The organism is Rhodospirillales bacterium, assembly GCA_016872535.1.
GTDB lineage: Bacteria > Pseudomonadota > Alphaproteobacteria > Rhodospirillales > 2-12-FULL-67-15 > 2-12-FULL-67-15.
In genome coordinates this window covers 1-25,081 of the sequence record VGZQ01000048.1, presented here as the reverse complement: position 1 = coordinate 25,081, position 25,081 = coordinate 1, and the positions used below count along the sequence as shown (strand labels likewise).

Annotated in this window: 27 protein-coding genes and 1 tRNA gene; 17 read left to right on the top strand and 11 right to left on the bottom strand. The window is 65.7% G+C overall.

Annotated elements, in window-relative coordinates; translation table 11 throughout:
• From FJ311_10595 to asnB, 6 genes are all read left to right on the top strand, one after another.
• A partial coding sequence (locus FJ311_10595) for a glycosyltransferase family 2 protein (GenBank protein MBM3951891.1) occupies positions 1–675 on the top strand: 675 nt, incomplete at its 5' end.
• Entirely contained in the window at positions 675–1,727 is a 1,053-nt protein-coding gene (locus FJ311_10590; protein ID MBM3951890.1) for a glycosyltransferase family 4 protein, read from the top strand. The genes FJ311_10595 and FJ311_10590, both read left to right, overlap by 1 nt.
• Positions 1,728–1,786: 59 nt before the next feature.
• Positions 1,787–2,083: a type II toxin-antitoxin system RelE/ParE family toxin gene (locus FJ311_10585; protein ID MBM3951889.1), complete on the top strand. Its 297-nt coding sequence runs from the start codon at positions 1,787–1,789 to the stop codon at positions 2,081–2,083.
• A gap of 22 nt (positions 2,084–2,105) precedes the next feature.
• Positions 2,106–2,423 carry a HigA family addiction module antidote protein gene (locus FJ311_10580; protein ID MBM3951888.1) on the top strand — a complete coding sequence of 106 codons (318 nt, stop codon included), beginning with the start codon at positions 2,106–2,108 and terminating at the stop codon, positions 2,421–2,423.
• A 10-nt stretch (positions 2,424–2,433) separates the two neighbouring features.
• Entirely contained in the window at positions 2,434–3,480 is a 1,047-nt protein-coding gene (locus FJ311_10575) for a glycosyltransferase (GenBank protein ID MBM3951887.1), read from the top strand.
• 6 nt (positions 3,481–3,486) lie between these two features.
• A complete protein-coding gene (gene asnB, locus FJ311_10570) occupies positions 3,487–5,262 on the top strand; it encodes an asparagine synthase (glutamine-hydrolyzing) (protein MBM3951886.1) in 1,776 nt (591 codons plus the stop codon).
• Between the two features lie 5 nt (positions 5,263–5,267).
• On the opposite strand, the gene FJ311_10565 is transcribed toward asnB, so the two are convergent.
• A complete protein-coding gene (locus FJ311_10565) occupies positions 5,268–5,483 on the bottom strand; it encodes a hypothetical protein (protein MBM3951885.1) in 216 nt (71 codons plus the stop codon).
• 98 nt (positions 5,484–5,581) lie between these two features.
• Between FJ311_10565 and pyrC the strand changes: the two genes are divergently transcribed.
• A complete protein-coding gene (gene pyrC, locus FJ311_10560; GenBank protein ID MBM3951884.1) occupies positions 5,582–6,640 on the top strand; it encodes a dihydroorotase in 1,059 nt (352 codons plus the stop codon).
• Here the strand turns inward: pyrC and FJ311_10555 are convergent, their stop codons facing one another.
• Entirely contained in the window at positions 6,641–7,561 is a 921-nt protein-coding gene (locus FJ311_10555; GenBank protein MBM3951883.1) for a hypothetical protein, read from the bottom strand. It abuts the gene before it with no gap.
• A gap of 72 nt (positions 7,562–7,633) precedes the next feature.
• Between FJ311_10555 and FJ311_10550 the strand changes: the two genes are divergently transcribed.
• From FJ311_10550 to FJ311_10540, 3 genes are all read left to right on the top strand, one after another.
• Positions 7,634–8,623: an oxidoreductase gene (locus FJ311_10550; GenBank protein ID MBM3951882.1), complete on the top strand. Its 990-nt coding sequence runs from the start codon at positions 7,634–7,636 to the stop codon at positions 8,621–8,623.
• Positions 8,624–8,740: 117 nt separating this feature from the next.
• Entirely contained in the window at positions 8,741–9,094 is a 354-nt protein-coding gene (locus FJ311_10545) for a hypothetical protein (GenBank protein MBM3951881.1), read from the top strand.
• Positions 9,095–9,296: 202 nt separating this feature from the next.
• Positions 9,297–9,373 (top strand) — tRNA-Met (locus FJ311_10540).
• Between the two features lie 82 nt (positions 9,374–9,455).
• On the opposite strand, the gene FJ311_10535 is transcribed toward FJ311_10540, so the two are convergent.
• The 4 genes from FJ311_10535 to FJ311_10520 form a co-directional block, all read right to left on the bottom strand.
• A complete protein-coding gene (locus FJ311_10535; GenBank protein MBM3951880.1) occupies positions 9,456–10,151 on the bottom strand; it encodes a haloacid dehalogenase type II in 696 nt (231 codons plus the stop codon).
• A 192-nt stretch (positions 10,152–10,343) separates the two neighbouring features.
• Positions 10,344–11,846 carry a PLP-dependent aminotransferase family protein gene (locus FJ311_10530; protein ID MBM3951879.1) on the bottom strand — a complete coding sequence of 501 codons (1,503 nt, stop codon included), beginning with the start codon at positions 11,844–11,846 and terminating at the stop codon, positions 10,344–10,346.
• Positions 11,843–13,837, bottom strand: coding sequence for a TRAP transporter fused permease subunit (locus FJ311_10525; GenBank protein MBM3951878.1), 1,995 nt, complete (start codon positions 13,835–13,837; stop codon positions 11,843–11,845). The genes FJ311_10530 and FJ311_10525 overlap by 4 nt, the downstream gene beginning before the upstream one ends.
• Before the next feature lie 30 nt (positions 13,838–13,867).
• Entirely contained in the window at positions 13,868–14,917 is a 1,050-nt protein-coding gene (locus FJ311_10520) for a TAXI family TRAP transporter solute-binding subunit (GenBank protein MBM3951877.1), read from the bottom strand.
• Between the two features lie 368 nt (positions 14,918–15,285).
• On the opposite strand from FJ311_10520, the gene FJ311_10515 reads away from it, so the two are divergent.
• The 6 genes from FJ311_10515 (at position 15,286) to FJ311_10490 (ending at position 20,618) form a co-directional block, all read left to right on the top strand.
• Entirely contained in the window at positions 15,286–15,858 is a 573-nt protein-coding gene (locus FJ311_10515; GenBank protein MBM3951876.1) for a 2-oxoacid:acceptor oxidoreductase, read from the top strand.
• A gap of 13 nt (positions 15,859–15,871) precedes the next feature.
• Positions 15,872–17,116, top strand: a complete 1,245-nt coding sequence (gene porA / locus FJ311_10510) for a pyruvate ferredoxin oxidoreductase (protein MBM3951875.1) — start codon at positions 15,872–15,874, stop codon at positions 17,114–17,116.
• Between the two features lie 11 nt (positions 17,117–17,127).
• Positions 17,128–18,147, top strand: coding sequence for a pyruvate ferredoxin oxidoreductase (locus FJ311_10505; GenBank protein MBM3951874.1), 1,020 nt, complete (start codon positions 17,128–17,130; stop codon positions 18,145–18,147).
• Positions 18,144–19,772 carry an FAD-dependent oxidoreductase gene (locus FJ311_10500; protein MBM3951873.1) on the top strand — a complete coding sequence of 543 codons (1,629 nt, stop codon included), beginning with the start codon at positions 18,144–18,146 and terminating at the stop codon, positions 19,770–19,772. Before FJ311_10505 ends, FJ311_10500 begins: the two co-directional genes overlap by 4 nt.
• A 160-nt stretch (positions 19,773–19,932) precedes the next feature.
• On the top strand, positions 19,933–20,241 hold the full coding sequence (locus FJ311_10495; GenBank protein MBM3951872.1) for a HigA family addiction module antidote protein: 309 nt from the start codon (positions 19,933–19,935) through the stop codon (positions 20,239–20,241).
• Positions 20,242–20,315: 74 nt separating this feature from the next.
• Entirely contained in the window at positions 20,316–20,618 is a 303-nt protein-coding gene (locus FJ311_10490; protein MBM3951871.1) for a PilZ domain-containing protein, read from the top strand.
• A 508-nt stretch (positions 20,619–21,126) separates the two neighbouring features.
• On the opposite strand, the gene FJ311_10485 is transcribed toward FJ311_10490, so the two are convergent.
• Positions 21,127–21,954 (bottom strand): ATP-binding cassette domain-containing protein, encoded by an 828-nt coding sequence (locus FJ311_10485; GenBank protein ID MBM3951870.1) that lies wholly within the window; start codon positions 21,952–21,954, stop codon positions 21,127–21,129.
• Positions 21,954–23,810, bottom strand: a complete 1,857-nt coding sequence (locus FJ311_10480; protein ID MBM3951869.1) for an alpha/beta fold hydrolase — start codon at positions 23,808–23,810, stop codon at positions 21,954–21,956. Before FJ311_10480 ends, FJ311_10485 begins: the two co-directional genes overlap by 1 nt.
• Before the next feature lie 95 nt (positions 23,811–23,905).
• Between FJ311_10480 and FJ311_10475 the strand changes: the two genes are divergently transcribed.
• Positions 23,906–24,103: a hypothetical protein gene (locus tag FJ311_10475; protein MBM3951868.1), complete on the top strand. Its 198-nt coding sequence runs from the start codon at positions 23,906–23,908 to the stop codon at positions 24,101–24,103.
• 3 nt (positions 24,104–24,106) lie between these two features.
• On the opposite strand, the gene FJ311_10470 is transcribed toward FJ311_10475, so the two are convergent.
• From FJ311_10470 to FJ311_10460, 3 genes are all read right to left on the bottom strand, one after another.
• Positions 24,107–24,487, bottom strand: a complete 381-nt coding sequence (locus FJ311_10470) for a hypothetical protein (protein MBM3951867.1) — start codon at positions 24,485–24,487, stop codon at positions 24,107–24,109.
• Positions 24,484–24,906 (bottom strand): nuclear transport factor 2 family protein, encoded by a 423-nt coding sequence (locus FJ311_10465; GenBank protein MBM3951866.1) that lies wholly within the window; start codon positions 24,904–24,906, stop codon positions 24,484–24,486. Before FJ311_10465 ends, FJ311_10470 begins: the two co-directional genes overlap by 4 nt.
• Positions 24,907–24,966: 60 nt before the next feature.
• On the bottom strand, positions 24,967–25,081 hold a 115-nt coding region (locus FJ311_10460), incomplete at its 5' end, for an IS5/IS1182 family transposase (GenBank protein ID MBM3951865.1).

The window sequence follows — 25,081 nt, the reverse complement described above, 5'->3', positions numbered from 1 at the left end:
GCCGACGAAATCGTGGTGGTGCTGGATCGCTGCACCGACCGTTCGCGCGAGATCGCGGCCACCTTCACCGATCGCCTGGTGGACGGCGCGTGGGCCAAGGAAGGCGATCGGCGCAACGCCGCCATCGCGGCTTGCGCCGGCGATTGGGTTTTCGAGCTTGATGCCGACGAACGCGCGACGCCGGAGCTTGCCGCCGAAATCCGCCGCACCATCGAAACGACGCCGTTCGACTGGCACGAAATCCCGGTCGACAATTACATCGGCGATCGCCTGGTGCGGCACGGCTGGGGCGCCTCTTACGGCAAGGCGGCCTATCCCGGACTCTTCCGCAAAGGGGCCAAGACGTGGGGGCCGCAGCGGGTCCATCCGGCGCTCACTTGGCGCGGGCGCAAGGGGCCGATGCTCGCGAACCGCATCCGCCATTACGTCGACCGCGACATCTCCGACATGATCCGCCGCCTCGACAGCTACGCGACCGCGCGGGCGAAGGACTTGCGCGAGGCGGGCGACATCGGTTCGCTGCCCGCGAACGTGCGGCGGCTCTTTTCCCGCTTCTTCAAGTGCTACGTGCTGCGCCGGGGCTACCGCGAGGGCGGCTACGGCTTCCTGGTCGCGCTGTTCGCCGGGCTTTATCCCTTGCTCGCGCACCTCAAGGCGCGTCTGGAAAAAGACTAATGGCGCGGATCGTGCTCGCCGACGACGGGATCGAATTCGACGCGGACACCCCGCGCGAAAAGCCCCTGGGCGGGGCGGAATCCTCGGTCGTGTTCCTGGTCGAGGAACTAGCTAGGCGCGGCCACGACGTTCGCGTGCGCAACCGTTGCCCGCGGCCTGGCACGGTACGCGGCGTCGAATGGGCGCCGATTCATCTCCCTGATCGGCCTTACGGCAATCTCCCCACCGAGGCGGACTTATATATCGCCAATCGCGGCGACAAGCTGATCCCGCTTGTTCCCGGCGTGCGCCGGGTCGCGTTCTGGACCCACAATCCGGCGCAATACCTTCTCAAGTGGCGTTACCTGTGGAAACTCTGGCGCGTCCGCCCGGTAATCGTCTTCATCGGCGATTACCACGCGACCACTTGCCCCGCTTGGGTGCCGGACGGCGGGCGTAAGACTATTCCCTACGGCATCCCCGACATGTTCCGCGCCGCCATGCCGCGCGCCAATCCGCCATCCCCTCGCGCCGTGTTCACGTCGAACCCGCTCCGTTCCCTCGATTGGCTGCTGGAGCTGTGGGCGGCGCGCATCGCACCCCGTGTTCCCGGCGCCGAATTGCACGTGTTCGCCGGGCCTTCCACCTACGGCGGCGTCGGCCAAGCCAAGAGCGACGCCATGGCCGCCGTGCTCGCCCACGCCGAAAGCTTGCGCGCCGCGGGCGTGGTGGTGCGCGGCCCGGTGCCGAAAAGCCAGCTGATCGCCGAATTCCGCGACGCGCGCGCCGTGCTTTATAAAGGAGACCTCAACGAAACTTTCTGTCTCGCGGTTGGGGAAGCCCAGGCCTCGGGCGTGCCGGCGGTGGTGGGCGATCTAGGCTCGGTGGTGGAGCGGGTCCGCGACGGCGAGACCGGCTTCGTCGCCCGCGACGACGCGGCCTTTGCCGCTGCCGCCGTGGCGCTTCTCTCCGACGATGCCCTCTGGCGGCGCCAGCACGAAGCGGCGCTCAAGCTCCAGCGCGCCTGGGGTTGGTCCGAGGCGGCGCAAGCGTTCGAGAGCCTGCTGCCGTAGCATACGCGTCCTTGCCTCTATACGCCTGTACCGTATAATACGACAATCGAGGCTGGGCGATGATCCTAAGCTTTCGCGATAATTGGCTGGAACGGTTTTTTCGCGACGACGTTCGGTCGAAGCAAATTCCGGCCGACGTGGAAAGTCGCCTGTTCCGAAAACTTCAGTTGCTCGACGATGCCACTTCCGATGTCGACCTGCGCTCGCCGCCGTCCAATCACTTCGAGAAGCTGAAAGGCAAACTGCAGGATCGGCATTCGATCCGGGTTACTGGGCGCTGGCGGCTGGTGTTCCGGTGGAACGGTTCGCGTGGCCAGGCGTCGGATGTGTATCTCGACGACCATAGCTACCGTTGATGAATTTGGAAGGAATGAACCCATGATGATGACCAAGCGCAAGCCGGTTTCGGTCGGTGAAATGCTCGAGGAAGAATTCATTAGGCCGCTCAAATTGACCCAGACAGCGCTGGCGGCGGCGATGGGGGTCGAACGTCGTCTCGTCAACGAACTCTGCAACGGCCGTCGCGCGGTGACGGTGGATACCGCCTTGATGCTGGCGCGTGTTTTCGGCAACACGCCGGAATTCTGGCTCAACGTCCAGCGGCGCACCGATATGTGGGAAGCTTGGAACACGCCCGAACGGCGCAAACGCATCGAGCGTGCTCGCGCCGTGCGCGCGACTAGGCGCGCAGCGTAATTCGGCGCCTATGCGCGTCCTTCAGGCGATGGCAGGGGCTGAACACGGCGGCGCCGAGGCGTTCTTCGTCCGGCTCGCGCTCGCGCTCGGGCGCGCGGGCCTCGACCAGCGCGTCGTCATCCGCGCCAATCCGGCGCGCGCGGTGCAGCTCGCGGCGGGCGGGATCGAGGCGCTCCAGCTTCCCTTCGGCGGGAGGCTCGATGTCGTCACGCCCTGGCGATTAAAGCGGATTCTCCGAGATTTCGCGCCCGACGTGGTGTTGACCTGGATGAACCGGGCGAGCGCGATGATGCCCGAATCCCCGGCCGGGTCCACGTCGGCGAAATCCTTCGTCCACGTCGGCCGTCTCGGCGGCTATTACGACCTGAAATACTATCGCCGGTGCCGCCATCTGATCGGCAACACCGAGAACATCGTCGATTACATCGTCAAGCAGGGCTGGCCGGCGGAGCGGGTGCATTATCTTCCCAACTTCGTCGCCGACACCAAGGCGGCTCCAGCGCGCCGCAACGACTTCTTTACGCCGCCCGACGCGCCGCTGCTGCTCGCCATGGGCCGGCTACACCCGAACAAAGGCTTCGACGTGCTGATCGAGGCGGTCGCGCGTCTTCCCGACGTCTATCTCTGGATCGCGGGCGAAGGCCCGCTCCGGGGCGAACTGGAGGAGCGGGCCCATCGCGCGTTCGCCAAGCCGCGCGTGCGCTTTCTCGGCTGGCGCGACGACGGCCCAGCGCTACTCGCAGCGTGCGACGTCTTCGTCTGCCCCTCGCGCCACGAGCCGCTCGGCAACGTAGTGATCGAAGCCTGGGCGCAAGGCGTGCCGGTGATCGCGACCGAATCGCAAGGCCCCGCCGCGCTGGTACGCCACGGCGAGACCGGAATCCTGGTACCGGTCGATGACGCGTTGGCGCTTGCCCGCGCGATCCAGGGCCTGCTCGCCGACCGCGAACGCGCGCGCCGGATCGGCCTCGCCGGCCGCGCGGCCTACGAAAGCCGCTTCACCGAGGACATCGTCGTGCGCCGCTATCTCGATTTTTTCCGCAACGTGGCGGGGTAGGCCGGCATGTGCGGCATCGCCGGGTTCATGGCCGCGCCGGGACACAACCCGGACGCGCGAGCGCTGGAGGCCATGAAACGGGCGCTGGCGCACCGCGGCCCCGACGGGGAAGGGCAGTGGATCGAGGGCGACACGGCGCTGGCGCAGACCCGGCTCGCCATCATCGATCTCGCCACCGGCGATCAGCCGATCATGGCGCCCGACGGAAGGGTCGCCTTGGTCGCCAACGGCGAGATTTACAATTACATCGAACTGCGCGCCGAACTCGCGGGCGTTCCGTTCCGCACCGCCTCCGACTGCGAGCCGCCCTTGCATCTCTATTTGAACGACGGGCCGGATTTCGCGCGGCACTTGCGCGGCATGTACGCGATTGCGGTTCACGACGCCCGGGCGAAGCGTCTGCTGCTGGCGCGCGATCCGTTCGGCATCAAGCCGCTCTATTACGCCGAAACCGAAAGCGGCTTCGCGTTCGCCTCCGAAATCCAAGCGTTGGTCGCGGGCGGTTTCGTCGCGCCCCGCGTCGAAGCCGGCGCGCGCGACGAGGCGTTGCAATTGCAGTTCGGCACCGGTGCGCGCACGTTGCTCCAGGGCGTCCGCCGGGTGCTGCCGGGCGAAACGCTGATCGTCGAAGGAGGCCGCATCGTTTCCCGCTCCATCCGTCTGGCGCTGCCCGCGGGCGGCGTCGCCGAAGACCGAAGCGAACACGCGCTGATGGATCTCGACCGCCATCTCAACGAGGCAGTCGAGCTGCACCAGCGCTCCGACGTGCCCTACGGCATGTTTCTTTCGGGCGGGGTCGATTCCTCGGTCCTGCTGGCGATGATGGCGCGTCTCAACCCCAAGCCGGTGATCGCCTTCACCGCCGCGTTTCCCGGAACCCGCGCCGTCGACGAACGCGCGCACGCACGCGCCGTGGCCAAGGCCGCGGGCGCCGAGCACGTCGAGGTCGAATTCGGCGAGGATGACTTTTGGCGGCTGTTGCCCCGGATCATGGCGGCAACCGACGATTTCTGCGCCGACTACGCCGCTCTCCCGACCTATAAGCTGGGCGAAAAAGCCCGCGCCGCCGGCCTCAAGGTGATTCTCTCGGGCGAGGGCGGCGACGAGGTGTTCGCCGGTTACGGCCGCTACCGCCGCGCCATGCGCCCCCGCCTTCTGTTCGGCCGGCCGATGCGCGCCAAGGGCGCGCTGCACGGACTCGATATCTTGCGCGCAACCGCATCCGATTGGCGCGCCGGGATCGCGGCGGCCGAAACGGAAGCGGCGCGTGGCGAGCGCACCCGCCTGCAGTCGGCGCAGGCCGCCGACTGCGCCGACTGGCTGCCCAACGATCTACTCGCCAAGCTCGACCGCTGTCTGATGGCGCACGGGGTCGAGGGTCGCGTGCCGTTCCTCGATCCCAAACTCGCCGCCTTCGGCTTCCGCCTGCCGGACGCCCTGAAGGTGCGCCACGGGCTCGGCAAATGGATTTTGCGGCGCTGGCTGGAAACGGCGCTGCCGGCGGCCAAGCCGTTCGAGAAAAAGCGCGGCTTCACGGTGCCGGTCGGCGAATGGATCGCGCGCAAGGGCTACGCCCTAGGGCCGCTGGTCGCGCGCCAGGCGGGCGTGCACGAGGCGTGCAAGCCGGAGGAAGTGGAGCGGCTGTTTCGAACGGTCGCCGCCCACAACGGCGGAAGACACGCCGCCGCCGCCTGGCACCTGCTCGCCTATGCGCTCTGGCACCGGCGCCACGTGCTCGGCCGGGCGCCGGCCGACGACGCCGTCGCCGCGCTCGAGGCCTAGGAAATTTATTTCCGCTTGCCGAACTTGGCGACGAAGCGGAGCTTATCCGCTTCCTCGCTGAACAGGATCTTGACGGTCTTTTTCTCGCGCTTCTCGTCCATGGATTCGAGGCCGAGGGAATATTCGCCCTGGCAATGGGCTTCAAGCCAGTCTTCGAGGTCGGAGAGGGCGCCGAGGGTCGCGAACTCGACCCCGTAGATCTTGCGTTGGGTTTTGGCCATGACGGCAACGATATGGGAAAGGGAAACCCCGTGACAATACCCATCGTGATAACGCTCGGCGTGACGAAACCGTGGCGCCGGGGTAGGATTTGACATCGATGCCGCCCCCCCCGTCGCCCCCCTCATCGCCCCTCGTCATCCGCCGCCCCGACGACTGGCATGTCCATCTGCGGGACGGGGCCATGCTTGCGGCCGTATTGCCGTTCACCGCCCAGGTCTTCGGCCGGGCCATCGTCATGCCGAATCTGATTCCGCCGGTAACGAGCGCCGATGCCGCCCACGCCTACCGGGCACGCATCGAGGCGGCGCTGCCCAAAGGTTCCTCCTTCCGCCCGCTGATGACCTGCTACCTCACCGACCGCAGCGACGCCGAGGAAGTGGCGCGCGGCCACCGCGACGGGGCTTGGGTCGCGGCCAAGCTTTATCCTGCCAACGCCACCACCCATTCGGCCTCCGGAGTCGCGGACGTGCGCAACATCCGCGCCGTGCTGGCGCGCATGGAAAAGATCGGCATGCCGCTTCTGGTCCACGGCGAGGTGACCGATCCCGAGGTCGACGTGTTCGACCGCGAAGCCGTGTTTCTCGATCGGATTTTGACGCCGCTCGCGCGCGATTTTCCCGGCCTCAAGATCGTGTTCGAGCACGCGACCACGGAAGACGCGGTCGATTTCGTGCGCGCGCATGCGCCGCGCGCGGCGGCGACGCTGACCCCGCACCATTTGATGGTCAACCGCAACGCCATGTTCGAAGGCGGCATCCGCCCGCATCTCTATTGCCTGCCGGTGGCGAAGCGCGAAAAGCACCGCTTGGCGCTGCGCCGCGCGGCGGTCTCGGGCGAGACGTGCTTTTTCCTCGGCACCGATTCGGCGCCGCACGCGCGCGCGAAAAAGGAAGCCGAATGCGGCTGCGCCGGGGTATTCAACGCGCCTCACGCGCTCGAATGCTATGCCCAGGTGTTCGCCGAGGAAGGCGCGCTCGCCAAGCTGGAGGCGTTCGCGTCGCTCAACGGTCCGACGTTTTACGGCCTTCCCGTCCACGAGGAACGCGTGACCCTGGTCGCGGGCGAAACTCGGGTGCCCGACGAGATTCCGGCCGATAGTGATACCGTGCGGCCGTTCCTCGCCGGGCAGACGCTGTCCTGGCGGATCAAAACGTAATCAGCGCGCCGGAATCCGCGCTTCGACCTCGGCGCGGGCTTTCGCCTCCTTGTCGCGGGCGGAATCGAGCGCGGCCTTGGCTTCGGCCTCGCGTGCCCGCGCGTCACCGAGCTTCGCCGCCGCGCCCTGGATGCGGGCCTTGAGACTCGCTTCCAATTCCGCCGCCTCGGTCGCGCGCGCCCCTTCGGCGTGCTTCTTCAACTCGACCGTTTCCGCGAGCATTCGGGCCAGTTCGCGCGTTTGGTCGGCGGATGTGCGTTCGGCCTCCTCGCGCGCGGCCTTGGCCCGGGCGAAGGCCGTCTCGGCCGCTTCCACGTCCATGCGTGCGAGGACCAGGGCTTCGAGCGCGGCGGGCGGCGCGGCGGCCGGAGTGGGCGGCGGGCCGGCGGGACTCGACGGAGTCGGCGCTGCGGTGGGCGCCGGAACGGCTTTTGTCCCCATGTCCTTTGGCGTGTCCTTCGGTGCGGCCCTGGGCGTGGGAACGTCCTTGGGCGCGCGATCGCCGGAGCGGGCGCGGGCGAGCGCGAGCGCGGCGTTTTCCGCGTTCCGTTCGGCGACGGTTTCGGCGGCGCGCGCCGTGGCGATGTCGTCGCGCACGCGCTTTTCCTCGGCGGCGATGGCGCGAAGGGTTTCCGAGCGCCGGGCGTCGTCGGGGATCGCATTGGCGTTGCGACGCCGTTCGTCGATGCGGGCGAGAGTCTCGCCGGCGGCGGATTCGATTTTGACGCGGGCGTCGCGGGCGTCGCGCAGCACCGCCTCGGCGGCGGTCAGTTCGCGCTGGGCGCGGCGTATCTCGCTTTGGGCTTCGCTCCGGGTTTCCGGCGCCTTCGCGCCTTGCGCCGCCGCGCCGTTCCAGCCCGATCCGGCCAAGGCCAAGGCACAGGCGAAAGTCGCGGCGAACGCGGCGCTGTTGCCACTCATGCCCCGGGACTTTACAACAGGCGGGCCACGGTTCGGAAGAAAACGCCCCACAAACGATCACGGGAAACGATCATGTTCAAGGCGCTGGTGCTGGAAGAAGCGGGCGGCAGGGTCGCCCAATCGCTGCAAACCCTCGACGACGCGGCGCTGCCCGAGGGCGACGTCACCGTCGCGGTGAAATACTCGACCCTCAACTACAAGGACGGGATGATCCTGCAGGGTCTCGGCAAGCTGGTGCGCAAGTACCCGCACGTGCCGGGCATCGACTTCGCGGGCGTGGTGGAAAAATCGGAATCGACCCAGTTCAAGCCGGGCGACGACGTGGTGCTGACCGGCAACCGGGTCGGCGAAATTCACTGGGGCGGCTTCGCCGCCAAGGCGCGCGTCAAGGCCGACTGGTTGGTGCCGCTGCCCAAGGGCCTTTCGCTCAAGCAGTCGATGGCCCTCGGCACCGCCGGTTTCACGGCGATGCTGGCGGTGATGGCGTTGGAGGAACACGGGCTCAAGCCGGGCGGGGAAGGGGAAGTCCTGGTCACCGGCGCGGCGGGGGGCGTCGGCTCGGTCGCGGTCGCGCTGCTCGCGCGCCTCGGCCATCGGGTCGCCGCCGGCACCGGCCGCGCGGAGACACACGGCTATCTCAAGGCCCTCGGCGCGACCGCCATCGTCGATCGCGCGGAGTTGGCGACGCCGCCCAAGGGCCCGCTCGGGTCCGAGCGCTGGGCCGGCGCCATCGACAACGTCGGCGGCGAGCAGCTCGGCAACGTGCTTGCCTCCTTGCGCTATTGGGGCAGTTGCGCCGCGGTCGGCCTCGCCGGCGGAACCACCTTCACCTCGTCGGTGATTCCGTTCCTGCTGCGCGGGATCAACCTGCTCGGGATCGATTCCAACACCTGCCCAATGGCGCGCCGCCGGCAGGCGTGGGCGCGGCTCGCCAAGGACATGCCGCTCGATAAGCTCGACGCCATGACCGAGACGGTCGGATTGGCCGACGTCGCGGGCCTGGCCGGCAAAATCCTCCAGGGCCAGGTGCGCGGGCGCACGGTCGTCGACCTCGTCCGCTGACGCGCCGAGTGCCCAAGTCCTTGGAATCGCGGGTCAAGGGGGCGCGGGCCCCGCAGCTTCCCGCTTGGCCCCGGATTTGCACTGTTCCTTCGCGAATTCGGAGAGGAGGCGAAAGCCATGCGAAAGTTAATGACGGTGGCGGCGCTCGCCGGCGCGTTCGGCGCGGGCGGCTGCGGCGTCGATTTGTTCGGCACGGAAGGCAAGGACGACCGCGCGATCTATTGCTACCAGGCCCTGGTCGGAATCGATTGCTACCCGGCGCCCAACCACCGCGACGAGCGGCGGCTGATCGCCTACACCGGCCCCGCGCCGGAAACCTATCCGAAGCCGTTGCCGCCGCCGGAACCGACGCTCTACGCCCCGGAGCAGGTTTCCTATTGGGTCAAGGATCCGGAACCGGTTCCGACCGCGGCGCCGTCCAAGTCCCGCGCCGCGGTGAGCCGCCAGCCCTTGCCGCCCGCGCGCCGGTAGGGGTGCCGCTCCCGCGTTGGGTAGTGCCTTAGTTTCACGGCCTCACCCTTCGACGAGCTCAGGGTGAGGCGGATATTCAAGGCCCTCATGCTGAGCCTGTCGAAGCATGAAGACCGAATTGAGGCACCACCCCGCCTTGACACCCCTTCGGCCGCACGCCTATATGCCGCACGCCTTTTCCGGTTTTCCGGCGCGTTTCCGGGGCGGAGTAGCTCAGCTGGCTAGAGCAGAGGAATCATAATCCTTGTGTCGGGGGTTCGAGTCCCTCCTCCGCTACCATTTCCTTCCAAAAAATAGGGCGCGCCGTCGCCGGCGCGCCCTTCGACTTTACCATCGGGTTGGTTGACGGCGTCGGCGCGTCTCAGCTCGCTTTCTTCATCTGCTTGGCAAGCAGGTCGGTGAGCGCCTGCATGTGCGGCACCGTGTAGGTCGGCTCATAACCGATCTCGAGTTTCGGCTGTTGGGCGCGGTTGACCCAGGCGCAATTCAATTCCTGGCGGCGGGCGCCGACGATTTCCCAGAAGTGGCCGGTGACCCAGAGGATTTCCTCCTTCTTGCATCCGGCGCGCGCGATGCCGAGTTGGTAGACCTTGGGCGAAGGCTTGTAGGCGCGCGCTTCCTCGCCGCTCGAAATGATCTCGTCGATGTAGGGCAGCGTCCCGGCGAAGCGGGAATGGTCCTCGATCATCTTCTTGGTCGGATTGGCGACGATCTTGAGGGTTAGGCCGAGTTCCTTCATGCCCTTGAGGGCATTCACCACTTCGGGATAGGCGCGCAGCTTGTGGTACTGGTTACAAATATCGTTGAACGCCTTTTCCGGCAGCTTGACGTTGTTCTTGTCGAGCGCCCACTTCAGACAGGCGTTGTTGAGGCCGGGATGGATCACGAACGCGTCGGCGCAGGTGGTGTAGAACATCGCCCACTTCTGGTGCTGGCGCCAATCGGCGGCGATGCGGTGGGCGAGGTTGCTCTCATAGACGTACTGTTCGATCACGTCGGCGATCGAATAGTTGTCGACCAATGTTCCCCAAGTATCGAAAAGCAGGACCTTGTACATGATGTCATCCTCCTGTTGGTTGGGAGCGAAACGTAACCGTTGCCCGCATTATGTCGCCAAGTCGGGGCGATGTCCCGCGCCGGCGCGGGTCGATGATCACAAACCTTAGGCCACTGTCCTTGCCGATGGTGCGATGGAGCGGCGTTTTTGCGCGCTTACGGCGCCCTGGTCGGCGGGTCGGCGCGGACGGGATCATGGTATCCGCCCGCTTCCGAGCAAGTCCCGGATTTGCTCTGCCATCAATTTGACGCCGAGACGGATCTTGTCCTCGTCGAGCAGCGTGAAGTTGAGTCGGATATAGTTGCCGCCATAGCCTTCGGTGAAGAATTCCGGGCCAAGCGCGATGTCAACGCCGGCAATATTGCACCGGCGCTGTAGCTCGCGGCAGTCGATACGCTCGGGTAGACGAACCCAGTAGAAAAAGCCGCCCTTAGGCGCGGCGAAACGGCAGCCGTTGGTCAGTTCGCGGGTAAGAGCGTCCTTCATCACCGCGCAACGCTGGGCGTAGATCTTGCGCATGCGCCGGACATGGCGGTCGTAGAACCCGGAGGCAAGTGCATCGTACAGAACGAGCTGCGACAAGGTTGCCGAACACATCTCGTTGACGCCGTGAATGTCGATCATACGCGCGATCAGGTTCTTGGGGCCGACGATATACCCCATGCGCAGTCCCGGTATGAACGACTTGGAAAACGAGCCGATATGGCAGGTCCGGTTGTGCGCGTCGAGAGCCATCAGGGTCGTCGGTCGCGTGCCGGCGAACCCGAGATCGGCGTAGGTGTCGTCCTCGAGAATGACGAAATCATGCGCGTGCGCGAGCGCGACAACGGATTCGCGCCGGTCGCGCGGCATGGTTGTGCCAGTTGGATTGTTGTACGTCGGATTGACATAGAGGAAGTCGAAGGAACGACTTTGACAAAGGCCCGCGAGCGCGGCCGTCGACAATCCGGATTCATCCTGCACGATCGGCAAGCCGGTGTAACCGTTGATCCGAACCACCGCTAGCGCACCGTAGTAAGCCGGAGATTCCATGGCGACGAAGCCGGTCTTACGGGGAAAGGCGCGCGCAAAGATATCGAGCGCGTGCTGGGCGCCATTGGTGACGAGCAGTTCTCGGTCGGGTGTTTGTGCGATGCCCCGTGCCTCCAGGTAATGCCAGAGCTGAAGACGCAATTGAGAATGGCCGGCGGGCGATTGGTAGGCGAGATCGCGGCCGCCGAATTGGTCCGACCAACGCGCGAACATCCGCCGGATTTTCTTCGAGGGTAGCATGGCGATGTCGGGATAGCCGACGGCGAATGACAGCGGCATATCGGTCGCCGAGCGCACGGTGTCGGAGAAAGCGTGCTCAGGCCGCGCCTGATACGTGGCGCGCGCGCCAAAGAGATCGCGGGCGCGGCCGAGGGCAAAATCGGAGTCGCCGCGTCGGGCGACGTAGTAGCCTCGGCCGCGGTGCGCGCGCACCGTCCCGGCGCGCTGCATGGCTTGAAAGGCGCGCAGCGCCGTCAGACGATTGATGCCGAGACTTTCGGCAATGGCGCGGGTTGAAGGCAGAAACTCGCCGTTGTCGATTTCGTGGTTGGCGATCAGGCGCGTGAAATGCCGCCGCAACTGTCGGTGTAGCGGGATATTCGACTTCCGGTCGAGGGAAACGTCGATGTGACGGAGAACGCCATTGTCGCGTTTCGCGCTCATGCCGATGCCGTCCCCGGCGCCCGCCGCCTTAAGATGACGCGATAGGCGACAAACACGGTCAGCCCCATCACCGGCAGCCACGCCAGCCACGCGACCAGATATTTATAATAAAGAAGCGTGAATATCGGACCGAGGAGCAGATACACCCGTTCCGTGGTGTTCAGCCGGCCGAGGAATCCGCCATAGATGGCGCTGGCAAACATGACCGTGCTGACGCAGAGAAGGGCAGTATTAAGCATCGTTTCGGCGGTGAAGTTCGGAAACTGCAGCGAGTTCGGAAACGTCACCATGAAGAACGGCAACAACATGCAAATGCCGCCCAGCTTGAAGCATTCGACGCAGGTACCGATGAACGAGCCGCCCGAAATCCGCGCCGCCATCAGACAACCGACCGCGACCGGCGGGGTGAACGAAGAGAATACGGCGAAATAAAAACCGTAGAAGTGTGCGGCAAGAGGGTCGATGCCAACATCGATCAGCGACGGAATCACCACGATCGCGGCGAGAGAATAGGCTGCCGGCGTCGGCAGACCCATGCCGATGAAAACGGCAATCACCATGCCAAGCACAAGGGCGACGATTTGGTTGCCGGCCGAGAGGTCGACCATCAGCCGCCCGAACAGGAGGCCGAGTCCGGTGGTAACCAGCATCTGCACGATGACGCCGATCGCGGCTAGGATCAGGGCCAGGTGCGCTCCGGCGAGCGCACCGTCGCGGAAGCCATCCAATAGGCTTCGCAGGGGTGGCCGGTATTGTTTGGGCCGGAGGTAGCTGAGGCCGACCAGAAGGCCGATGCCCCACAGCGCGGCCATGTTGGCGGAATAGCGCAGGAGCAGCAGCGCGACTACGGCGGTAATGGAAGGAGCGAACGCCGGGAGCACCCAGAAGAACTTGCGCCAGTCTACCTCTTGGCGGTGGAACGGAATATGGGGTGAGGCCTGAACCAGCGCGTAGATTCCGATCGCCAGGGTGAACATGTAGAGCGCCGACGGCAGAATGGCGGCGAGTGCGATCTCGACATAAGAAACGCCCAGGATCACCGCCATCAGGAATGCACCGAGCCCCATCACTGGCGGAATCAATTGGGCACCGTTGGCTGCCATGGTTTCAATGGCCCCGGCCTGATTCTTGGTGTAGCCGCTCCGGGTCATGGTCGGAATCGTCATCGAACCGGTCAGCGCGATGCAGCTCACGGTTTGCCCCGTGACCATGCCGACCAGCGAGCTTGCCGCGACGCACGAATAGGCTACGCCACCGCGCAGGAAGTTGCCGATGGCCTTGCCGAGCTCGTTGAACATGTCGAGCACCAGCGTGCTGGTCATCAGGCCGCCGTACACGAGCAGCAGGAAAATGGTGTCGACCGAAAGCGGAATGAAGGTGTAGACGCCCCTCGGCCCGCCCATACCGGCAAGATAGCTCATGACCGTTTGCGGACTGAGTTTGAGATCGACTACCGGGCTCGGAAACAGATGGCCGAGGGCGAAATAGAACGCCGCCGCTAGGCACACGATCTTGAGCGCGGTGCCCCACACGATCCAGTTGAGCCCGAACACCGCGAGCAGCAGGATGAGGCCGATGGCGTACTGGAAGTTGGTCAGGAACGGCTGGGATATTTCGAGCGTCTCCGCCTCGAGATAGAGATATGGAATTGCGATCAGCGCGCACGCGGCCATGACCGCGAGAAAGACCATCCACGCGCGCCGTCGCGCGCCGGATTTCGAGCGGCTGAATTCGATCATGGTGTGCAACACCGTCAGCAGCAGGATCAGGCCGAGGTGGACGGTGTAATGTCGCATCGCGCCGTGGAAGGTCCAGAACGCGGCGGCGACGTGATAAAGGACGGCCCCTAAGCCAACCGTCATGAACAGGCGTTCCAACGGACGCAGCAGCCGGTTGGGGCCGGCGACGGTCACGGAATTCTCCGAAGTTGCGATCATGGCGAAGTAGTCGGGGCGGCATCCGGACCTCGCCCGGCCGCCCGCGATGGGCATGGGGTGAGATCCGGTCTGCGCATCCCGCCCCTACTTGACGAGCCCGGCTTCCTTGAAGGCGCGCATGGCGCCCGGATGGACGGCGTTGGGTGTCAGCCGGGCTGCCGCCGACAGGCTTTCCGGCGTCCAGATCTTGCCCATGGCGTTGTACTGCGCCACCACCGGTCCCATCTTGATCCACAGCTTGGTCAACTCGTAGGCCAAGTCCTCGGGAAAGTCCTTGTGGGCGGTGAGCAGCAGGTAGTTGCCGAAGGTATTCACTTCCGTCTTCTGGTTCGGCAACGTGCCCGCCGGATAATTGCGGACATGAAATCCGGCGCCGGTTTTCTTGTTGTATGCCTCGATCTGCGCGGGCGGAATGCTGATGTAATGCCAGTCGCGCTTGGAGGCTTCCAGCAGCTTGAACGGGCTCGGGGTGATGGTGTGCTTGAAGCCGTCGCTAGAGAATGCAACCAGAGTAGCCACGTCTGCGCGTCCGTCGAGCAGGGCCTCGACGTTGGGATCGGTGCCGAGGTGGTTGAGCGCCTTGAGCTTCGACGTGAGGCCAAGGCCGTCGAGCATCATGCGCGGGTACATGCCCCACTCGTTCTGTGTGATAAGGCCGGTGGATACGCGCTTGCCGGCGAAATCCTCGATCTTGCGGATTTTGGGATCGGTGGACACGAACAACTGACCGGTTACGCCCATCACGCCGATGATGCGATAATCCGCCGCCGGCTTCAGCGGTTCGGGATAATAGGGCTTGAGGCCGTGATTGGCGGCCCATTCGAGCACCGAGCCAGAGCCGATCACCGTGTCCTTCCACAGGTTTGGATTTTCGGCCAGATACTTGACGTTGTAATTGAAGCCGGGAGTTTCGACCGCAACCGGCCTGAGCCAGGGGTGATTTTCCTTGGCGCGGGTCTGCATGACGGCGAAGGCCTCATAGGGGCCCGAACCCGCGGGCGAGATGAGGATCGAGACTTTACGCTCCGCCTGCGCCGAGGCCGGCGCGCCGAAACCGAGGATTAACGCCCAAGCGGTACCTATCGCCGCCGCCAGCGCGGCTTTGGAGAGCCCGCGTCGTATGGTCGAAGCCATGTGTGTCTCCCTGTTGACATGTGTATTAGGTGCCGTTGTGCCGGCTGCGCGCCGGACTATTGTGGAACCCGAGGGTATGCGAATCCTCTTCGACTGCCAATGGGACCCCAGACGTAATCGTAGACCACGTTACCGCCGGAATTGGCCATAAAAACGCTGTTTTCAGGCCGCATGCTAGACCACTCCCCTTCGGAGGGCGGCACCGAAGAGCGCCGCTGGCCCAGCAACCGGTCGGGGGCGGCGTGGCCGGACGGACGCGTAGGGAAATTGTGGTTTTACCCGCGATCACGGCCATGCACCTGGTCGCTTGACCGTAGTCATTCCACGATTCCGCCGCTGCGCCGATCATGCCTCTCTCGGGAGGGGCCATGTTCCAGGTGCGCATTCACGGCCGGGGCGGGCAGGGCGTGGTGACGGCGGCCGAGTTGCTCTCGGTCGCCGCGTTTCTCGAAGGCAAGCACGCCCAGGCGTTCCCCAGTTTCGGCTCCGAGCGCATGGGCGCGCCGGTGGTGTCGTTCTGCCGCCTGGACGACAAGGAAATTCGCCTGCGCGAACCGATCCAGGAACCGGACGCGCTCATCGTCCAGGACGCGACGCTGCTGCATTCGGTCAACGTGTTCCAGGGCCTGAAACCCGACGGCTACATCCTGATCAACTCGACCCGCGACTTCGCGGCATTGGGCATCGCCGGGTTCGCCGCCAAGTTTCCGTCCAGGCACGTATGCGGCATCGGCGCGAGCGAAATCGCGTTGAAGCACGTCGGCCGCCCGCTGCCCAACGCCGCGCTGCTCGGCGGCTTCGCCGCGGTCACCGGCAAGCTGAAATTGGAATCGGTCGAACGCGCGATCCGGGAAAAATTCGCGGGCGTGATCGGCGAGGCCAACGCGGCGGCCGCGCGCGAGGCGTTCGCCCAAGCCCGGTCGCAAGCCAAGGCCGCGTGAGGAGGGCACTGTCATGCTCCGCCAGATGGAAGGTTCGGAAGCGGTGGCGGAAGCGGTCGCGCGCTGCCGGCCGGAAGTGGTCTGCGCCTATCCGATCACGCCGCAGACCCATATCGTCGAGGGCATCGGCGCGCTGGTGAAATCGGGCGCGCTCAAGAACTGCGAATTCATCAACGTCGAATCCGAATTCGCCGCGCTCTCGGTCGCCATCGGCGCCTCGGCGGCGGGTGCCCGCAGCTACACCGCGACCGCGAGCCAGGGACTCTTGTTCATGGCCGAAGCCGTCTACAACGCCGCCGGCCTCGGGCTGCCCATCGTCATGACCGTCGGCAACCGGGCGATCGGCGCACCGATCAACATCTGGAACGATCACACCGACAGCATGGCGCTCCGCGATTCGGGCTGGATTCAACTTTACGCCGAAACCAACCAGGAAGCGGCCGATCTCCACATCCAGGCGTTCCGCCTGGCCGAGGCCTTGAGCGTGCCGGTGATGGTGTGCATGGACGGCTTCATCCTGACTCACGCCTACGAGCGGATCGACGTCCCCGAACAGGACGCGGTCGACAAGTTCCTTCCGCCCTACGATCCGGTCCAGGTGCTCGATCCCGCCGATCCCTATTCCATCGGCGCCATGGTCGGCCCCGACGCCTTCGCCGAGGTACGCTACCTGGCCAACGACAAGCAGCTCCAGGCGCTCAAGCTGATCCCGGACATCGCCGCCGATTTCAAAAAGATTTTCGGGCGCGAGGCGGGCGGACTGTTGCGCGGCTACCGGACGGAAGGCGCCGAGACGCTCGTGGTCGCGCTCGGCTCGGTCAACGGCACCATCAAGGAAACCATCGATGCCCTGCGCGCCGACGGCGCCGCCATCGGCGCGATCGTGCTGACCGCGTTCCGGCCGTTTCCGCTCGACGAACTGCGCGAGGCGATCGCGGGCGCGAAACGGGTGGTGGTGGTGGAAAAAAGCCTCGCGCCGGGTCTCGGCGGCGTGCTCGCGTCCAACGTGCGCATGGCGCTGCGCGGGCTATCGCTTCCGGTCGATACGGTGATCGCGGGCCTCGGCGGCCGGCCGATCCTGATGAACTCGCTGCGCGAAGTGTTCGAGGCGGCGGCCGAGGACCGCCTGCCCGACGTCCAGTTCCTCGATCTCGACCACGCCGCGGTCGAGCACGAAATCGTCCGCGCCCGCGCCCGCCGCCGCTCCGGCCCGACCGCCGAACACGTCCTCAAGCACAAGCTGGGGGCCGGGGAGTAGGAACGACCGCCATGACCAATCCCGAAACCCAGACCGTCAAATTCTACCAAACCGGCACCCACACGGTCGGCAACCGGCTGCTGGACGCCGCCCAGCGCACGGTACAGGCGAGCCTCGATCGCTCCAACGCCATCACCTCGGGCCACCGCGCCTGCCAGGGCTGCGGCGAGGCGCTCGGCGCGCGCTATGCGCTGGATGCCGCCATGCGCGCGAGCGGGGGCCAACTGGTCGCGGTCAACGCCACCGGCTGCCTCGAGGTGTTCACCACGCCGTATCCGGAAACCTCGTGGCAGATTCCGTGGCTGCATTCGCTGTTCGGCAACGCGCCCGCGGTCGCGACCGGGGTCGCCGCCGCCTACCGGGTCAAGGGCCGCACCGACGTGCGCGTGATCGCGCAAGGGGGCGACGGCGGCACCACCGACATCGGCTTCGGCTTCCTGTCCGGCATGTTCGAGCGCAACGACGACGTTCTCTATATCTGCTACGACAACGAAGCCTACATGAACACCGGCGTGCAGCGCTCGAGCGCGACGCCGCCGACCGCGCGTACCGCCACCACCCAGGCGGTCGGCGACGCCCCCGGCAACGTGTTCGGCACCGGCAAGAACCTGCCCTTGATCGCGATCGCCCACAACATTCCCTATGTGGCGACCGCGAGCGTCGCCGAACTGCACGACCTGGAAGCCAAGGTGACCAAGGCGATGGCGATCCGGGGCGCGCGCTACATCCACATCATGGTGCCGTGCCCGCTCGGCTGGGGCTCCGCCGCCGACGCCACTGTCAAGGTCGCGCGCCTCGCGATCGAAAGCGGGTTTTTCCCGCTGTTCGAGGCCGAACACGGGGAGATCACCAAGGTCCACAAGATCCGCCGCCGGGTACCGATCGAGCGCTACCTCGAAACCCAGAAGCGGTTCGCACACCTCTTCAAGAAAGGCGCGGTCGATACGGAACGCATCGCGGCGTTGCAGCGGATGGCCGACCACAACATCGCCCGCTTCGGGCTGCTCGATGAAAAGGGCGTGGGGCGATGAAAGACCTTCCCTACGCCATCACCTTGGATTCGGGCTCCAGTCTCGCCAACCGCACCGGTTCGTGGCGGACGCTGCGGCCGGTCTACGTCGACCGCCTGCCGCCCTGCAACGAAGCCTGCCCGGCGGGCGAGAACATCCAGAACTGGCTTTACCACGCCGAGGAGGGCGATTACCGCGGCGCCTGGCGTGCGCTCATGCGCGACAACCCGATGCCGGCGGTGATGGGCCGGGTCTGCTATCACAGTTGCGAAACCGCGTGCAACCGGGCGAAGCTCGACGAACCGGTCGGGATTCACGCGGTCGAGCGTTTCCTCGGCGATCTGGCGTTGAAGGAGAACTGGAAGCCCGAGCCCGCCGTCCCGCCGACCGGCAAGCGGGTTCTGGTGGTCGGCGCGGGGCCGAGCGGGTTGTCGGCCGCCTATCACCTGGCGCGCCTCGGCCATTCGGTCGTCATCCGCGAGGCGGGGCCGATGGCCGGCGGCATGATGCGCTTCGGAATCCCGAAATACCGCCTGCCGCGCGACGTGCTGGACGGCGAAATCGAGCGGATTCTCGGCTTGGGCGTGGTCCTCGAATTGAATCGGAAAGTCGAGGACGTGGAAGCCGCGTTCCGGGAGGGCTTCCACGCGGTATTCGCCGCGGTCGGCGCGCACCTCGCCAAACGTATCGATATTCCGGCGCACGCGGCGGGAAAGATTCTCGACGCGGTGTCGGTCCTGCGCGGGATTGAAACCGGCGAGGCGCCGCAACTCGGGCGCCGGGTCATCGTCTACGGCGGCGGCAACACGGCCATGGACGTGGCGCGCACCGCGAAGCGCCTCGGTGCCGACGAGGCGATGATCGTCTACCGCCGCTCGCGGAAGGAGATGCCGGCCCACGACTTCGAGGCGACCGAGGCCGAGCAGGAAGGAGTGCTGATCCATTGGCTCCGCACCATCAAGACGATCGACGCCGATACCTTCACGGTCGAGAAGATGGCCATCGGCGAGGGCGGCAAGCCGGTGCCGACCGGGGAATACGAAACCCTGAAGGCCGACACGCTGGTTTTGGCGCTCGGCCAGGACGCCGACACCACGTTTCTGGAAAAGGTGCCGGGGGTCGAGATCGCCAAGGACGGCATCGTGAAGGTGGATGCGCGCATGATGACCGGGCGCGAAGGATTGTTCTGCGGCGGCGACATGGTGCCGGCGGAACGCACGGTCACGGTCGCGATCGGCCACGGCAAGAAGGCCGCGCGCCATATCGACGCCTGGCTCAGGGGCGGCGCGTACGCGCCGGCGCCGAAGCACGAGCCGGCCGCGTTCGAGAAATTGAACACCTGGTATTACGACGACGCGCCGAAGACGGTGCAACCCGCGCTCGACCTGGTCCGCCGCCAAACCAGCTTCGACGAAATCGTGGGCGGCCTCGACGAAGGCAATGCGCTGTTCGAGGCGCGCCGCTGCCTTTCCTGCGGCAACTGCTTCGAATGCGACAACTGCTACGGCGTCTGTCCCGACAACGCGGTGATCAAGCTCGGCCCCGGCAAGCGGTTCCGCTTCAATTACGACTTCTGCAAGGGCTGCGGCCTGTGCGCCGCCGAATGCCCGTGCGGCGCCATCAATATGGTGCCGGAGGTGACGTGAGGGGGCCTCTCCTGACTGTCGCAATTGAGCCCCTCTCCCCTCGCGGGAGAGGGAGGGACCCATCCCGTCAGGGCTGGGAGGGTGAGGGGCGTGGCTAAAGGCACGAGACGCGGGGAAGATCGCGGATTATCATTAGCGCCCGCGATCGGAAACAACGACCATGGCTTTGCTCCGCAACCCCCATCCCGGCGAAATCCTGAAGCTGGAATTTCTCGAACCGCTGGGCCTCAGCCAGAACCGGCTCGCCCGCGCCATCGGGGTTCCGCCCAACCGCGTTCACGCCATCGTCAAGGGAACGCGCGACATCACCGCCGATACGGATTTGCGCCTGACTCGGTTTTTTGGCCTGTCGGAGGGATACTTTCTGCGCCTGCAGAACGCCTTCGATACCCTCGCGGCCAAGCGCCGCTTGGCTGCTCGTCTCGCCCGGATCAAACCTTGGCGGGCGAAGGACGCGAAGGCGGCCTAAAATCGGCCCGACCCGCGTGGTCTTAGCCCCTAAAATCACCTAGTCTGGGCCGGAGCCGAAGGGGGGAGTCGTCCATGATTCAGGAGAACCGCCGCCACGACCGGCAAAGCGTTTCGCTCGCGGGCACGCTCAAGTCCGAGGACGACGCGGATTACGCCCGCGCCTGCCGGATCGAGGACATGTCGGTCGGCGGCGCGCGCATCGCGCTGATCGGCGCGGATACGCGCATGCCGGAACGCCCGCTACTCGAAATTTCGACCTTCGGTTCTTACGCGGTCGAGGTGGCGTGGTCCAAGCCGCCGCGCTTCGGCCTCAAGTTCCGCGACGCCCCCGAGGCGATGGCGGAAATGCTCGCCGCCATCGCCATGCACGGGTGAGGGGAGGGCCGGATCGCGTTGCTGGCGTGAGGGGAGTAAGGACTGATCGCTATGGCTATCGAAGCTACCGCAAACAATTGAAAACTGATCTGTACAACTTAGGCATTCATCAGGAACTGTTATTTCCCGATCTTGACGGGCTTTCCGCGCGACTCGCATGGGAATACAAAACCGAAAGCGACTTATCTTAATTAATTTTCTGCGTTCAATTTCTTCCCTGTTACCAGGCACAGTTCACACGCTGATGGCGTAAGGTTTTTTATTACTCTTCGACATTATATTGACATAATTCCTAACATAGGATATATTTTTTCCCCAAACGGTTTTGTGTTCTTGGACAAGTGAATACAGAAAAAAGCGGCCCCTGCCGGGGCGAAGCGCGAAACGTCTACAAATGCCTACACGTTTAGGGCTGTTTCGAGCCGGATCAACAGCTTAACGCCGTTTTGCTTGGTGTTAGCTTGGTGCTCTCTCGGTGCAAGCTTGGTGTCGGGTCGGTGTTGTCCTGCTATGGGCTCGCCGCCGCGGCCAGATCGCGCCGGTGCAGCACCGGCATCAGCTCGAAGTAGGGCCGGATGATGGGATCGGCGGCGGTCTTGAACCGGGCAAACGGGCCGTCGAAGGCGACGCGGCCTTCGTGCAGCATGACGACGCGCGGCTCCAGCCGGCCGAGCAAATCCTTGTCGTGGGTGATGATGAGGGTGGTGCGCGCGCCGCCGCCCAAGTCTCCGTCCGCCCCGTGCGTTGTCATGATCAGATCCTGGATCTGGCTCGCGCTGGTGGGATCGAGCCCGGTGGTCGGCTCGTCGTAGAACATCACCGCCGGGTCCATGGCCAACGCGCGCGCGACCGCGAGCCGTTTCGCCATGCCGCCGGAAAGGCTCTCGGTCGGGGTGTCGAGAAATTCGTCGTCGGTCGGCAGCGCCACCGCCTTCAGCACCCGGCGCGCGATCGTCACAATTTCCGCGTCGTCCAGGTTCTTGATGTCGCTGAGCCAGAGTCCGATGTTGTCGAGCACGCTGCCGGAAAAAAGGGCGTTCCGTTGAAACACCACGCCCCAATGGGCATGCACGTCGAGCAGCGCGAGGTCGTCGAGATCGGCGATGTCGCGAAGTTCCGGCGGCGTTCGGGAATGATCGGTGACCAGCACGCGACCCCGGTCCGGCGTCAGCTGCGCCAGGATGTGGTTGAGCAGCACCGTCTTGCCGCAGCCCGAGCCGCCGACGATGGCGACGATCTCGCCCGCGCGGATTTCGAGGTCGATGCCGCGCAGCACCCGGTGTCCGTCGAAGGCCTTGTGCAGACCCTCGACGCGGATTTCGACATTCGATGCCATCACGGTTGCAGAACGTAGGTTCCCGGCGCGTCGTACAGAGGCGCGTAACCGGCCTTGGCGTTACCGGTCGCGGGCGGCGGGACTTTCGCGCCGGAGCGCTCGGCGAGCCATGCCTGCCATGCCGGCCACCATGAACCCTCGTGCTTGGGCGTGGCCTGGGCCCAGGCGTCGGGATCGATGTATTTGTCGCCCGCGGCGGCGGTGGCGATCTGGTGGGAGCGGCGCGGCCGGCCCGGTTCGCTGACGATGCCGGCGTTGTGGCCGCCGGAAGTGAGCACGAACGTCACCTCGGTGTCGGTCAGGAGCCGGATCTTGTAGACCGATTTCCACGGCGCGACGTGATCGGTGGTGGTGCCGACGGCGAGGATCGGCACCCGGATGTCGGTGAGCGCGACCGTCTTGCCGCCGACCTGGAATTTGCCGCGGGCCAGCGCGTTATCGAGGAACAAATGGCGCAGATAATCGGAATGCATCCGGTAGGGCATCCGGGTCGCGTCCGCGTTCCAGGTCATCATGTCGTTGAGCGTTTCGTCCTCGCCGAGCAGGTAGTTGCGCACGAGCCTGGACCACACCAGGTCCTTGGAGCGCAGCATCTGGAACGCGCCCGCCATCTGCTTGGTGTCGAGGAAGCCTTTTTCCCACATCATGTCCTCGAGGTAGAGAAGCTGGCTTTCGTCGATAAACAGCATGATCTCGCCCGCTTCCTCGAAATCGACCTGGGCCGCGAGCAGCGTGAGCGAGGCGAGCCGGTCGCGGCCGTCGCGGGCCATGGCCGCGGTCGCGATCGACAGCAGCGTGCCGCCGAGGCAGTAGCCGACGCCGTGCACCTTGCGCCCGGGCGCGATCGCGTCGATGGCCTGGAGCGCCGCTTCGACGCCGAGTTCGCGGTAGTCCTCGAGTCCGAGGTCGCGGTCGCCCGCGTCCGGGTTTTTCCACGAGATCGCGAACACCGTGTGGCCCTGGTCGACCAGGTACTTGATCAGCGAGTTCTGCGGCTGCAAGTCGAGGATGTAGTACTTCATGATCCAGGCCGGGACGATCAGCACCGGCTCGGGATGCACCGTCGGCGTCGAGGGCGTGTACTGGATCAGCTCGATCAGGCGGTTCTTGAGCACCACCTTGCCCGGCGTGACGGCGAGGTTCTTGCCGACCGCGAAGTCGGTGCGCGGCTTGGGCGGCTGGCCGGAGAGCGCGGCCTGTGCGTCGGCGAGCAGGCGCTCGTAGCCGCGGGCGAGGTTGGCGCCGCCCTGTTCGAGCGTCGTCTTGACCAGGTCGGGGTTGGTGAGGAGGTAGTTGGAGGGCGCGATCATGTCCCAGAACTGGCGCGCGGAGAAGCCGACCATGTCCTGGTGATGGCGCGACACCCCGCGCACTTCCTTGGTCGCGTAGTTCCACCATTGCTCGCCCAGCAGGAACGCCTGGTGGATCATGTTGAACGGGTACTTGCGCCACTCGTCGGAGGCGAAGCGCGTGTCGCCGGGTAAGGGCGTGATGAAGGGCGCGTCGCTCTGGCCGGGCCGGAATCCGTTGCGCGCGGCGTAGAGGGCGAAGCCGAGGCTCTTGGCGTAGGCGTTCTGGGCCAGTTCGTTCATCTTGCCGGGCGAATTGGCGAGATGCACCAGCCAGTCGAAAAAAGCGAGCGCGGTCGCCGCCGGCGCCATGCCCGAGGTGAGTCGGCCCTGGACCGCGTGCACGACCCGGTCAATGCTTTCGGTCGCGGCCGGGAAGGGCATTTGCGCGCCCGGCGGCTCGGCAGGCGGGCGCGCCTTCGTGGCGGGCGGGGCTGCGGGCTGCGGGTTGGATGACGGCTTCGGGGACTTGCTCGGTCCCGGAGCGGCGGCGGAGTCGTCGGGCATCGGTGCCTCCCAGGGCTACCGGATGATGGCTATTGATTATAGCGAATCGGCCGGACCATATCTTGGTTAATATGGCCGGCGAACGGAGGAGTACAATGCCCGAAAATGCCCCCAAGGTTGAACCGCTGCCCCACTTCACCCAGGCGCCCGAGGCGATGCGGCGCGACTACACCGCCGCCCTCGATGCCGCGCGCAAAAGCGCGAAACCCGACGCGCTCGGCCGGGTCGACTGGAGCGCGATCAACCGCGCGATGATCGAGTGGTGGAAAACGAAGGGTTACGCGTTCCCGTGACGCCTATGCGACTCGGCTGACCGCGATCTTGGCGCCGTCGCGAACCGGCTTCAACGCGCGCACGTCGTCCAGTGTTCGCCCCCAGATGTTGACCGGGGCGGCGAGGCGGATTTCGTTGCCGCGCGAAACCGGCGTGCGGCCAAAACCGATGGCGATCGAGTCGCCTTCGACCCAGAAGGCGATCTCGCCCGCCTCGACCACGTCGCGGGCGTCCTTCTCGCGCGGCACGCTGACCGGCGTGTGGAAGTAGACTTCCTCGCCCCAGGTGCGCGCGCTGGACGCGAACGGCGCCGCGCGCCAGAGCGCATCCGCCGTCGGCGTCGCGAGCAGCTCGACCCGGACGACGATGCCGCCGACGTCGATCTTGAGTTGGCGCTTGCTCATTGCAGTCGTCCGGGCCCGGTATCGTCGTCGGCCGCGTCCGGGGGCGGGGTCGGCGTCGGCGCCGCGTGATGATGGACCATGCGCCAGGCCCCGTCCTCGCGGGCGAAGATGTTGGTGGCGATGAGAACGCCGTTGGGGAGAATTTCGTAGCACGTGATCCAGGCGGTCTCGCCCAGTACGAACGCCTCGGGCCGGAGGCAGCGGATGGCGGACGTTTCGGGCCGCTTGCCGCCGCCGACCAGGATGCCGCGCCAGCTAGTCATGACCGCGTCGCGGCTGGTGAGCGCGGCCCAGCCGGGATGGATGCAGCTGACCGGCGCGCGCCTGGCCCACAACGCGTCCATGGCGTCGAAATCGCCGGCGGCGAAGGCGGCGTAGAAGGCGTCGTTGGCGAACAGGACGGCGGTGTGCTGGGACATGAATGGAACAAGATCATAGCGGCGTTTCCGGCCGCGGGCGAGATGGTCTAGGGTCCGGACTCAATTGGCCCACCATACTACGGCGGCGGCCAAGAACACGCCGGAGAGGAAGACGTCGGCGCGTTTGTCGTAACGGGTGGCGATCCGCCGGAAGTCCTTGAGACGACAGAACATG